This is a genomic window from Nocardia sp. CC201C, from assembly GCF_030010695.1.
GTDB lineage: Bacteria > Actinomycetota > Actinomycetes > Mycobacteriales > Mycobacteriaceae > Nocardia > Nocardia otitidiscaviarum.
Genome location: NZ_JASCXP010000217.1, coordinates 1 through 12,384, shown reverse-complemented (window position 1 = coordinate 12,384; position 12,384 = coordinate 1). Strand labels below are relative to the sequence as shown.

Genomic DNA, 12,384 nt, shown 5'->3' with positions numbered 1-12,384 from the left:
CCACCGCGAACGCCCCCTGCCGAGATCAGGCAGGGGGCGTCGGAATCCGATCCGGAACGCTGCCGAGCGACTTGGCGAACGCGGCGCGCTCGTACTACTCAGCCGACCGGGGCCGGTTCCCTGCGGCGGGTGATGCGGCGGCGGCCCTCGGTGAGGGCGGTGCGCAGCCCGCGGCGGCGGCCGGTCGCCGGGTCGACCGTCGGCGTGCCGCCGAATGCCTTCTCCGACTTGGTCTCCGGGGCGTCGTCGGTGGTGTGGCGCAGGTACTTGTTGGGCAGCGAGAGCTTCATGATGGTGCGCCACGACTTGGCGTACTGCACCGGCAGCGAACCGGTGGTGTAGGGCAGGTCGTACTTGTCGCACATGGCTCGCACCCGCACGGCGATGGACGCCAGTCGGTTGGAGGGCAGGTCCGGGAAGAGGTGGTGCTCGATCTGGTGCGAGAGGTTGCCGGTCATGAAGTGCATGAGCCGTCCGCCGGAGATATTGGCGCTGCCCAGCATCTGCCGCAGGTACCACTCGGCCTGGTTCTCGGTCTCCACGTCGCGGCGGGTGAATTTCTCCGCGCCGTCCGGGAAGTGCCCGCAGAAGATCACGGCGTTGGTCCACACATTGCGGATCACATTGGCGGTGAAGTTCGCGGTGAGGGTGCCGAAGAACGCCGGACCGGTGAGCAGCGGGAACAGCAGGTAGTCCTTGCCCGCCTGCTTGGCGATCTTCTTCAGCACGAGTTTGCGGTCCTGCTCGAACTGGATGCGCTCGGGGCTGCCCGGCTCCCACTTCTTCTTCGCGACCTTGCCCAGTTCCAGATGCTGGATCGCCACGCCGTATTCGAAGAACATCTGCAACAACAGGTTGTACACCGGCTGCCCCAGGTAGAACGGCGACCAGCGCTGATCGCGGGTGACGCGCAGCAGTCCGTAGCCGATGTCGTCGTCCATGCCCAGCACATTGGTGTACTTGTGGTGCAGGAAGTTGTGGGTGATCTTCCAGTGCTCGGCCGGGCCGACATTGTCCCATTCCCAGCTGGTGGAGTGGATTTCCGGATCGTTCATCCAATCCCACTGGCCGTGCATCACATTGTGGCCGATCTCCATATTCTCGATGATCTTGGCCGTGGACAGCAGGGCCACACCCGCGAACCAGGCGGGCGGGAAGAGGCTCGCGAACAGCACCGCGCGGCCGCTGATTTCGAGGCCGCGCTGCAACCGGATCACATTGCGGATGTACTTGGCGTCGCGTTCGCCACGAGACGATTCGATCTCGCGGCGAATCGCGTCCAGTTCCGCGCCGATGGCTTCGACATCCTCGGGGGTGAGATGTGCGTATTCCTTGACATCCGAGATCGCCATGGTGGTTACACTACCGTAGGTTACGGTCCCGTAGGTTGCCTACGAATGAATCCCTACCGTGTCGAAGAACGCATTGCTTTCGAGATCTCGGTGTGTTATTTGCTCCGCCGCAGCAAACGCGACAGTGACCGGCCGCGCTCACTGTTGCGCGCCTTCTCCCGCAGTGCTTCCTTCTCCTGGTGCGCCTTCTCCTTCAGCGCCGCCTTGGCTTCGCGCAGCACTTCCTTCTCGTGTCGCGCCTTCTCCTTCAGCGCGATCTTGGCCTCGGCCATGGCCGACCGCAGGCCCTGGCGCTTACCGGTGACCGGGTCGACGGGCCAGTGATGCTCGACCAGCCACTCATCACTCGGCATCGACGGCATCGATGGCAGTGATGGCAGCGTGATGCCCGCGAACTTGCGCTCGGACGAGGTCTCCGGTGCGTCGTCGGCGGTGCGCTTGAGGAATCGGTCCGGCAGCGCGAGTTTGTGAATCGTCCGGAAGGCCAGCAGATACTGCTTACCCAGCGAACCGGTGGTGTAGGGCAGGTCGTACTTGTCGCACAGTTCGCGCACCTTCATCGACACCTGGTGGTACCGATTGCTCGGAATGTCCGGGAACAGGTGATGCTCGATCTGGAAGCTCAGATTGCCGCTCATGAACGCCATCACCGGACCCGCCTCGAAATTGGCGCTGCCCAGCATCTGCCGCAGGTACCACTCGCCCTGCGTCTCGTTCTCGAACTGCTCCTGAGTGAACTTCTCGGCCCCGTCCGGGAAATGGCCGCAGAAGATCACCGCGTATGCCCAGAGATTGCGCACCAGATTCGCGGTGGCATTCGCCTTCAGCGTCTGCTTCCATGCCGGACCGGTGAGCGCCGGGAAGATGACGAAGTCCTTGGCGACCTGACGGCCCGCCTTCTTGAAGAACTCCTTGTTCGGCTCCGACAGCACCTGCTTGGGATCGGTCCCCAGATGCTCCTTGACAATCGACAGATCGTGCAGGGCGATACCCCACTCGAACAACGCCGCCAGCACCAGATTCCCCACCGGCTGGGCGAGATTGCGCGGCCGCCATTCCTCGTCGCGGGTCATGCGCAGAATGCCGAAGCCCACGTCGTGGTCCATATCCACGATATTGGTGTAGGTGTGGTGGGAGTAGTTGTGCGCGGCCTTCCACTGCGCCGACGTCGCCGTCATATCCCACTCCCAGGTGGTGGAGTGGATCTCCGGGTCGTTCATCCAATCCCACTGCCCGTGGCTGATGTTGTGCCCGAGTTCCATGTTCTCGATGATCTTGGCGACCGAGAGCAGGGCGGTGCCGGTGATCCAGGCCCAACGCTTCTTGGAGAAGAACAGCGTGGCGCGCCCGGCGGCCTCCAGCGCCCGCTGGGCCGCGATCGTCCGGCGGATGTACTTGGCGTCGCGCTCGCCGAGCGAGAGCTCGACCTCACGACGAATGGCGTCGAGCTCCTGGCCCAGGGTCTCGATATCGGCTTCCGTCAGATGGGCGAAAGCCTTGATGTCGGTGATGGCCACTGTGTTTTCTGCCTCCGCTTCGCTCCGGCGGGTTCACGGCCCAGGAGGTCTCGGTTCTTCCCTCCCTCCGCTCCTCCGCTTCGCGCCCCGCTCCGGACGGTCCAGAATCGAGACGGTCCGCGAACCAGGGGGAAGTCGGTGAGTTAGGGAGATATCTGCTTCGAGGGTAGCTGTTCTCGGGTGTCCGGTGCTCGGTCGGACCGCCGTCACACATCCAGGGTGCAGTCGCCCGCGGCGGCGGAGATGCAGGTCTGCACCTTGTCACCGGCGCGATGTTCGTTGCCGTTGCGCAGATCTCGCACGTGACCATCGGTGATGGTCACCACGCAGGTCTGGCAGATGCCCATCCGGCAGCCGAACGGCATGCGCACGCCCGCGCCCTCACCGGCCTGGAGCAGACTGGTCGCCCCGTCGATCTCCACGCTGCGGCCGGTCTTGGCGAAGGTGACGGTACCGCCCTCGCCGACCGCCGAGCGTTCGATCTCGAAGCGCTCCACATGCAGGCGCTCCGGGATACCGGCGGCGGCCCAATGCTTTTCGGCGGCGTCCAGCATGGCGGCCGGGCCGCAGGCCCAGGTGTCGCGTTCGCGCCAGTCCGGGACGCGCCGGTCCAGTTCGGCCAGGTCGAGCTTGCCGTGCTCACCGGTGAAATGCAGGTCGGCGGTGAAACTCGGGTGCCGCTCGTGCAATTCGCGCAGTTCCTCGCCGAACATCACATCGTCGGGGGTGCGGGCGGAGTGCACGTGCACCACATCCGGCACCACCCCGCGACGGTCCATGGTGCGCAGCATGGCCATGACCGGAGTGATGCCCGAGCCCGCCGTGAGGAAAAGCACCTTGGCGGGCGGCGGCTCGGGCAGCACGAAGCCGCCCTGCGGCGCGGCCAGCCGCACCACGCTGCCGACCGGAACGCCCGACACCAGGTGGCTGGAGAGGAAACCCTCCGGCATGGCCTTGACCGCGATGGAGATGAGCCGCTTGGACCGATGGCCCGGATCGGTCCAATCCGGGGGACAGGTCAGCGAGTACGAGCGCCAGTGCCAGCGGCCGTTCACCAGGACGCCGATGCCGATGTACTGGCCCGGCTCGAACTTGAAGTCGAAACCCCAGCCCGGCTTGATCACCAGCGTGGCCGAATCGGCGGTCTCCTTGCGCACCTCCACGATGCGCCCGCGCAGCTCCCGCGCCGACCACAGCGGATTCACCAGGTGCAGGTAGTCGTCCGGCAGCAGCGGCGTGGTGATGCGGGCCGCGGCCCCGCGCAGCGCCTCCATCCGGGTGCGCCCCGCCGGACCGTGTTCGGCGACCGGAGCCTCCAGCCACTCCCGCAGCCCTCGCATACCCCCAACTTTCAAACCCATGATCGCGGACGCTCTTCCTCGTCATCGTGTGCGCTGCTCGCGCGCTGTGCTTCTCCCGCGGCCGACCTCGTTGCCACCGCCGCGGCGCAATGGGCGCGCATCCGCACGCCTCCGCCGCCAAGGTTACGGCATCGTAGGTTACGGTGCCGTCGTCGCCGAGGGAAGAGGGAGCATGGCCCGGGCGCGGCCACTTCGCCGGGGGGTACGGGGCTGAGCCCCCGATCCCCATCGCCCCCGGAGAATTCCGGCTACAGCAAATCCAGCAGGAACGGCAGTTCCTGGGTGGCGTACCAGGCCAGTTGGTGGTCCTCGGCGTCGCCGAGCACGAATTCGGCGTCCGGATCGCCCATATCGGCGGCGTCGATGACATCCACCGCCTTGGCCACGGCGGGTTCGGCCTCCACCAGGTCCAGATGCACGGAGGCGACGCGGTTCCAGGTGATGGGGCCGCTCAGCCGCACCACCGCGTCATCGAGGTCCGGGCGCAGGGTCGCGCCCTCCACATCGGCGGCGACGACGGCACGGCGGTAGACGGGGCGGTGTGAGACGTCGGCCGGGGCGGGGCCGTCGGCGGTCGCCGGATCCAGCACAGCGTCGGCGTCATCGCTGCCGTCGGTGTCCGCCGCGCCGCCGGCGTCGTCCGTCCGGTTCGCGACATCACCGGCATCGTCCGTGCCGCCGGACCCGCCGACCGCGTCACCGGCATCCCCGGCGCCGTGCAGTTCGTCCGCGGCCCGGTCGTCGGCGAGCAGCCGCAGCGAGGCCCGTGCGGCCTCGCCCATGGCGACCTCCGCCAGCTCCTCGTCGTCGCCGGAGGCGTACGCCTCGCGCAGGGCGGGGGTGACCGCGAAGGCGGTGTCGTTCACCGCCCGCAGCTCCCGCTCGGTCACCAGCTCCCGCAGCATGGCCACGGTGACGGGCACGTAGACCCGTAGCTTCCCGGATACGGCGCGGTGGGACGACTCACTGGACGCAGGCACCGAGCATCTCCTCCATCGACTCGTGCACCGACGCGGTCAGCACCGCGATATCGGCCATCGCGTCGCGATCGGCATTGAGCCCGAAGAACACGCGCCCGTCGTAGGACGTGATCCCGATGCTCAGCGCCTGATAGCGCAGCAGTGGCGATACCGGATACATCTCCAGCATCCGCGCGCCGCCGATGTACATCGGCCGCTGCGGACCCGGCGCGTTGGTGATCACCAGATTGAACGTGTGTTCTGCGAACGTACTCGCTGCCCGCACGCTCATGGCATGCAGGCTCGCCGGGGCGAATCCGGCCATGTGCACCAGGGTCCGCGCGCGCACGCCGTGCTGATGCTTGGTGTGCACCTCGGTGGCGTGCTTGAGGTGCGAGAGCCGGATGACCGGATTCGGTTCGCCGACCGGCAGATCCACCAGCAACGAGGTCACCCGACCGGCCGGTTTCAGCTGTCCGTCGGGTCCCTCGGAGTACACGCTCATCGGCACCACGGCCCGCAGCGCCGAGGATTCGGTGAGCACCTCGCCGCGCGAGAGCAGCCAGTTGCGCAGCGCGCCGGTGACCACCGAGAGGATCACGTCGTTGATGGAGCAGTCGAATCTGCGGCGGATCTTGCGGTAGTCCTCCAGATCTGTGCGCGCCACCTCGAACCGCCGATTGCGCGAGGTGCGGGTATTGAGCGGGCTGTCGGCGAATCCGACCGCCGCGGCGCGCACCATGGACACCATCTTCTTCACCGCCTTGCCGGTGGCGTCGACGAAGGCGAACGCCTCCGCGCCCTGGTGGCGGATGACCTCGAACGCCTCCCGCGGCTGGGTCGCCAGGTGCAGGATCGCGCCGATCAGCAGTTCCAGGTCGGCGGGTTCGCGATGCGGGGTCCAAGCGTCGTCGGCGAGTTCGCGGGGCGCGGCGGAGGAGTCCAGGATCACATGCCCGATCTCCAGGGCGGCGTCACCGTCCACCAGCGCCGAATGCGTTTTGGTGAACACCGCGCAGCGGCCCCCGGCCAGCCCCTCGACCAGGTACATCTCCCACAGCGGCCGGGTGTGGTCGAGTGGATGCGAGGCCAGCCGGGCGACCAGGTCGTGCAACTGCGCGTCGGTCCCGGGTTCCGGCAGCGCCGAGCGGCGGATGTGGTAGGTGATGTCGAACCCGGCGTCGTCCACCCAGACCGGACGGCCCAGCGCGAACGGGATCTCGCGGACCTTGCGCCGGTAGCGGGGCACCAGCGGCAGGCGGGCCTCCACCAGTTCGACGAGCCGGTCGTAATCCAGCGGCCGCTTACCGGAGTTCCCGGTGGAGCCGGGATTTCGCAGAATCGCGAGTGAGCCGATGTGCATCGGGTTGCTACTCGATTCGAGCCGGTAGAACGACGCGTCCTGCGGCGTCAGTCTGGTGATCACGCTGCCCGCTACTCCCTGCTTTTCCCTGCCGACCCGCACTCATCCTGCCGCTCCGGTCGGCGGTATGCGTGCCGGTTCTGTGCGCAAGCGATCCGGATCACTGGGGAATATCGGGCGTCGATGCCCGGCCCCTGCGCCGTCGCCGAAACCCCTCTCGAGTGCGCGAAACCGGGCACCCACGCGACGGACGCTCACCATCCTACGCCAAGGCCGGTGAAACAGGTTCTGCGCCAAAGCGATTCGCTGAGGGGTAGCTGAGCTCGGGAAATCGGCCTCCGGCGAACTCCGGCGGGCGCCCGGACCGCCGCCCGGTCACCCGCTCGCGCACTTCAGCGCATACGATCGGGACAGCATTACCATGGGGTTTGGCCGTGCATCCGCGCGGCCCGAAACCCTCCGGGGAATCAAGACCGACACACCTACCAGAGGACTGACTGAGCCCGTGCCTGCGCTGACACTTTCGAGGTTGCTACGGATTGGTGAGGGTCGCACGGTCAAGCGGCTGTCGCATCTGGCGGACGAGGTCATCGCCCTCGACGAGGAGTTCGAGGCCCTCAGCGACGCCGAGCTGCGCGCCAAGACCGACGAGTTCAAACAGCGCTACGCCGACGGGGAAACCCTCGACGAACTGCTGTTGGAGGCGTTCGCCGTGGCCCGCGAGGCGTCCTGGCGCGTGCTCAACCAGAAGCACTACAAGGTGCAGATCATGGGTGGCGCGGCCCTGCACATCGGCAATATCGCCGAGATGAAGACCGGTGAGGGCAAGACCCTCACCTGTGTGCTGCCCGCCTACCTCAACGCGCTCAGCGGCGGCGGCGTGCACGTGGTCACGGTCAACGACTACCTGGCCCGGCGCGACGCCGAATGGATGGGCCGCGTGCACCGCTTCCTCGGCCTCGAGGTCGGCGTGATCCTGTCGGGCATGACCCCGGCCGAGCGCCGCGCGGCCTACGCCGCGGACATCACCTACGGCACCAACAACGAGTTCGGCTTCGACTACCTGCGCGACAACATGACCCACTCGCTGGACGATCTGGTCCAGCGCGGGCACAACTTCGCCGTGGTCGACGAGGTCGACTCCATCCTCATCGACGAGGCGCGCACCCCACTCATCATCTCGGGTCCGGCCGACGCCTCCTCGAAGTGGTACGCGGAGTTCGCCCGCATCGCCCCGCTGCTCAAGAAGGACCTGCACTACGAGGTCGACATCAAGAAGCGCACCATCGGCGTGCACGAGGCGGGCGTCGAATTCGTCGAGGACCAGCTCGGCATCGACAACCTGTACGAGGCGGCCAACTCGCCGCTGGTCAGCTACCTGAACAACGCCATCAAGGCCAAGGAGCTGTACACCAAGGACAAGGACTACATCGTCCGCAACGGCGAAGTGATCATCGTCGACGAGTTCACCGGCCGCATCCTGGTGGGCCGCCGCTACAACGAGGGCATGCACCAGGCCATCGAGGCCAAGGAGGGCGTGGAGATCCAGCCCGAGAACCAGACCCTCGCGACGATCACGCTGCAGAACTACTTCCGCCTCTACGACAAGCTCTCCGGCATGACCGGTACCGCCGAGACCGAGGCGGCCGAGCTGCACCAGATCTACAACCTCGGCGTGGTGCCCATCCCCACCAACAAGCCGATGGTCCGCAAGGATCAGGCCGACCTCATCTACAAGACCGAGGAGTCCAAGTACGCCGCGGTCGCCGACGACATCGCCGAGAAGCACGAGGCCGGTCAGCCGGTACTGGTCGGCACCACCTCGGTGGAGCGCTCGGAGTACCTGTCCAAGCTGCTGACCAAGCGCGGCATTCCGCACAACGTGCTCAATGCCAAGTTCCACGAGCAGGAAGCCACCATCATCGCCGAGGCCGGTCGGCCGGGTGCGGTCACCGTCGCCACCAATATGGCCGGTCGCGGTACCGATATCGTGCTCGGCGGCAACCCGGACATCATCGCCGACATCCTGCTGCGCAAGCAGGGCCTGGACCCGGTGGAGACGCCGGACGAGTACGAGGCCGCCTGGCACGGCACGCTCGAACGGGTCAAGCAGCAGACCGAGGCGGATGCCGAGGCGGTGCGCGAGGCCGGCGGGCTGTACGTGCTCGGCACCGAGCGCCACGAGTCGCGGCGTATCGACAACCAGCTGCGCGGCCGCTCCGGCCGTCAGGGCGACCCGGGTGAGTCCCGCTTCTACCTGTCGCTGGGCGACGAGCTCATGCGGCGCTTCAACGGCGCGGCGCTGGAGTCGATCATGACCCGGCTCAACCTGCCCGACGACGTGCCGATCGAGGCCAAGATGGTCTCGCGGGCCATCAAGTCGGCGCAGACCCAGGTCGAGCAGCAGAACTTCGAGATCCGCAAGAACGTCCTCAAGTACGACGAGGTCATGAACCAGCAGCGCACGGTGATCTACGCCGAGCGGGCCCGCATCCTCGAGGGTGAGGATATGGAGGGCCAGGTGCAGGAGATGATCACCGACGTCATCACCGACTACGTGAACGCGGCCACCGCCGAGGGCTATGTCGAGGACTGGGATCTGGACAAGCTCTGGACCGCGTTGAAGACGCTGTACCCCATCAGCATCGACTACCGCGACCTGACCGGCGAATCCGAGGACGGCGAGGTCGGCGACCTCGACCGCGACGAACTGCTGGATGCCATCCTCGACGACGCGCACACCGCCTACGAGAAGCGCGAAGCCGAGATCGACGGCCTCGCGGGCGAGGGCAGCATGCGCAATCTGGAACGCCAGGTGCTGCTGAGCGTGCTGGACCGCAAGTGGCGCGAACACCTCTACGAGATGGACTACCTCAAGGAGGGCATCGGTCTGCGCGCCATGGCCCAGCGCGATCCGCTGGTCGAGTACCAGCGCGAGGGCTTCGACATGTTCACCGCCATGCTCGACGGTCTGAAGGAGGAGTCGGTCGGCTTCCTGTTCAACCTCCAGGTCGAGGTGCAGGCGCCGCAGCCCGCCGGTGTGAACGTGGCCGCGGGCCTCCAATCGCCGGTCGGCTCCCGCCCGCAGCCGGTCGAGCAGCCGGCCGCCAACGGCGCACCGGCGGCCCTGCGCGCCAAGGGAATCGACGACTCCGCCGGTTCTCGCGCACTGAGCTACTCCGGCCCGGACGAGGGCGGCCGCGCCGCCGTCCACAGCGATGCCGAGGAATACGGTGGCGCGCCGACCGCCACCGGCACCCGTCGGGAACGCCGCGAGGCCGCCCGGTCCGCGAGCAAGCACGACAAGGCCCCGAAGTCCAAGCGCCGCCGCTGATATCCGCACGATGATGGCGTCCGAGTTCCGGCTCGGGCGCCATCGCTGTTTCGGGGCGCTGTCGCTGTTTCGGGGCGCTGTCGCTGTGTCGGGGGCAGTGTCGCTGTGTCGAGGGCAGTGTCGCTGTGTCGGGATGCTGTCGCTGATTCCGGACCTGGTCGTGTTCCGGGGTGCTCGCACTCTGCGCCCGCTCCTACTACCCACGAGCCGATCGCCTCGGCCTGATACTCGAGGACGAGTTCGCACCCGTACCGGAGTGTGAGGCGGTCCCGCAGGGGTGTCGCGGAAGATGGTGACCGCTCGGCGTTCTCGTGCCGGGGGAGAGGGGTCACCGCGTGAGAAAAGTGGCGATCGCCGGGGTCGCGGCCCTGCTGTCGACGGTGCTGTGGCAGGTCGGCACCGGACTGCATCCGGTGCCGGGGGTGGCGTTTCTGGCGCCGCTGCCGGTATTGCTGGTCGCGCCGAGCCTTTCCGCGCCGTTCGCCTTCCTATCGGGTGCGTGCGCGTGGCTGGGTGGCGCGCTGTGGCTGTGGCCGTATCTGACCGGGACGGTGGCGCAACCGGTGCCGGTGACGGCCGCTCTGCTCGGCGGTTCGGCGCTGTGGTTCGGTGCGCTGGTCGCCTTGATGTCGGTGTGCCTGCGGCGCGGTCGCGCCTGGTCGGCGGTCATCGTGGTCCCCGCCGGGTGGGTGGCGCTGGAATTCGTGTTGTCGCTGCTCGGCCCGTTCGGCGCGTGGTGGAGTATCGCCTACACCCAGGCCGAGGTGCCGCCGGTGGTGCAGACGGCGGCGGTGACCGGCGTCTGGGGACTGACCTTTCTCATCCTGCTCGCGCCTTCGGCGCTGGCGGTAGTGGCGAATGTGGGTCGGCCGCAGCGTATTCGGCTCACCGCGGTGAGTGGTGTGCTAGCGGTCGCCGTTGCCGGTTTCGGCGCGTGGCGGCTCGCTGCCGACCCCGGGGGCGAAACCGTGCGGGTGGGATTGGTGGCCGTATCCCAACCGCCCGCTTACGTTCCGATCGACTCTCCGGAGGGCCAGGATATGGTGGCCCGGGTGATCGCGGAGGTCGAGTCGCTCGCTGATCGAGGTGCCCGTGCGGTGGTGCTGCCCGAGAAGGCATGGCGCGCCGACGAATCCACCCTGTCGCGGCTGTCCGATCCACTGACCGAGGTGGCAGTGCGCCGCGAGATCCACATCATCGCGGGTCTGATCCTCACTCGCGCGGGCCGGAGCGTCAACGCCGCCATCGACTTTCCGTCCGGTGTGGTCTACGCCAAGCACCACCTCGTTCCGGGGCTCGAGGACGAATTGGCGGCGGGCGACGACTTCCGGCTCGTTCCCGGTGAACCCTGGGCGCTGGCGGTGTGTTTCGATCTGGACCGACCCCGACTGGTCCGGGAGAACCGTCGCCTCGGAGCCACGCTGTTGCTGGTTCCGGCCCTGGATTTCACCGACGATCACTGGCTGCACAGCCGCATGGCGGTTATCCGCGGCGTCGAGTCGGGTATGGGGGTCGCGCGCGCCGCGCAACTGGGTGAACTCGTCGCGAGCGATTCTCGCGGACGCGTGTTGGCTTCGGCGAGAACGGATATCACCACGACGGCATCCGTTCTCGCCGACATTCCGCTGACCGCCGAGCGCACCGTCTACGCGCGCTTCGGCGACTGGTTCGCCTGGGTGGCGGTGGGGTTCTTCGTGCTCGTGCTCGTCGGTCTCAGACCGCGCCGAAGGACGGAATCGACATGATCCCCAACCGGTATGCCGTCGCGGCTCGCAACATCGCGGTCGCCTTCAGGGTCGAGGACTCGCCGGGGCGTGGCCCGTTGCCGCCGCGAGCAGTGCGGCGAATCCGAACAAACCGCCCGCAAGCATGGCCGACGCCACGCCGAGACGATCCGTCACCAGCCCGCCGAGCAGCGCGCCCGCCGCGATGGCCGCATTGAACACCGCGACGAACAAGGCCGATACGCTCTCCCGCGCCGTGGGATCCGCGGCCGCCAACCACAGCTGGGCGCTCACCGAGACGCCGCCGTACGCCAGTCCCCAGACGGCCACCAGCAGCACCGCGGCGGGCAACGCCGCACCCACCACCGGCAGCGACAGCACGGTGGCTCCGAGTGTCGCGGCGATGACCATCAGAGTACGGCGCGGGGACCTGGCCGCCAGCGCGCCCGCGGCGAAATTGCCCAGTACGCCGGTGATCCCGTAGACCAGCAGCAGCGTCGACACCAGGCTCGCGCCCGCGTGCGCCCGGCTCTCCAGCACCGGACGGATATAGGTGTAGGCCGCGAAATGTCCGGTCACCAGGAAGGCGATCACGACCAATCCGGTACGCACTCGCGGAATTCGCGCGCGACCCAGTGCGGTGCGCAGCGAAACCGCCTGTTCGGCGCGCAGATTCGGCAGGCAGACCAGCATGGCCGCACCGACCAGCAGCGCCAAGGCCGCGACCACCGCGAAGGCCGCCCGCCACCCCGCCACCGCGCCGATGAACGTCCC

8 protein-coding genes are annotated in these 12,384 nt (G+C 67.6%); 2 read left to right on the top strand and 6 right to left on the bottom strand.

Translation table 11 applies throughout. The features are described 5' to 3' along the window. Positions 1-98: 98 nt before the first annotated feature. From QK444_RS21640 to QK444_RS21620, 5 genes are all read right to left on the bottom strand, one after another. Positions 99-1,352, bottom strand: a complete 1,254-nt coding sequence (locus QK444_RS21640) for a fatty acid desaturase (RefSeq protein ID WP_282783074.1) — start codon at positions 1,350-1,352, stop codon at positions 99-101. Between the two features lie 95 nt (positions 1,353-1,447). Further along, positions 1,448-2,869 (bottom strand): fatty acid desaturase, encoded by a 1,422-nt coding sequence (locus QK444_RS21635; protein WP_282783072.1) that lies wholly within the window; start codon positions 2,867-2,869, stop codon positions 1,448-1,450. Positions 2,870-3,075: 206 nt separating this feature from the next. Beyond that, positions 3,076-4,209, bottom strand: a complete 1,134-nt coding sequence (locus QK444_RS21630; protein WP_282783070.1) for a ferredoxin reductase — start codon at positions 4,207-4,209, stop codon at positions 3,076-3,078. 269 nt (positions 4,210-4,478) lie between these two features. Next, on the bottom strand, positions 4,479-5,135 hold the full coding sequence (locus tag QK444_RS21625) for a hypothetical protein (RefSeq protein WP_282783076.1): 657 nt from the start codon (positions 5,133-5,135) through the stop codon (positions 4,479-4,481). Between the two features lie 58 nt (positions 5,136-5,193). Next, positions 5,194-6,615, bottom strand: a complete 1,422-nt coding sequence (locus QK444_RS21620) for a wax ester/triacylglycerol synthase family O-acyltransferase (protein ID WP_282783068.1) — start codon at positions 6,613-6,615, stop codon at positions 5,194-5,196. A 442-nt stretch (positions 6,616-7,057) separates the two neighbouring features. Here QK444_RS21620 and secA point away from each other — a divergent pair, with 442 nt between their 5' ends. Together secA and QK444_RS21610 are read left to right on the top strand one after the other, a co-directional pair. Next, a complete protein-coding gene (gene secA, locus QK444_RS21615) occupies positions 7,058-9,886 on the top strand; it encodes a preprotein translocase subunit SecA (protein WP_282783066.1) in 2,829 nt (942 codons plus the stop codon). 335 nt (positions 9,887-10,221) lie between these two features. Next, positions 10,222-11,631, top strand: a complete 1,410-nt coding sequence (locus QK444_RS21610) for a hypothetical protein (RefSeq protein WP_282783065.1) — start codon at positions 10,222-10,224, stop codon at positions 11,629-11,631. Positions 11,632-11,676: 45 nt separating this feature from the next. On the opposite strand, the gene QK444_RS21605 is transcribed toward QK444_RS21610, so the two are convergent. Further along, a partial coding sequence (locus QK444_RS21605; RefSeq protein WP_349239536.1) for an MFS transporter occupies positions 11,677-12,384 on the bottom strand: 708 nt, incomplete at its 5' end.

Excerpts from the sequence above, each read along its gene's own strand:
- QK444_RS21630 (WP_282783070.1), bottom strand. The coding sequence starts at position 4,209 with ATGCGAGGGCTGCGGGAGTGGCTGGAGGCTCCGGTCGCCGAACACGGT.
- QK444_RS21625 (WP_282783076.1), bottom strand. The coding sequence starts at position 5,135 with ATGCTGCGGGAGCTGGTGACCGAGCGGGAGCTGCGGGCGGTGAACGAC.
- QK444_RS21640 (WP_282783074.1), bottom strand. The coding sequence starts at position 1,352 with ATGGCGATCTCGGATGTCAAGGAATACGCACATCTCACCCCCGAGGAT.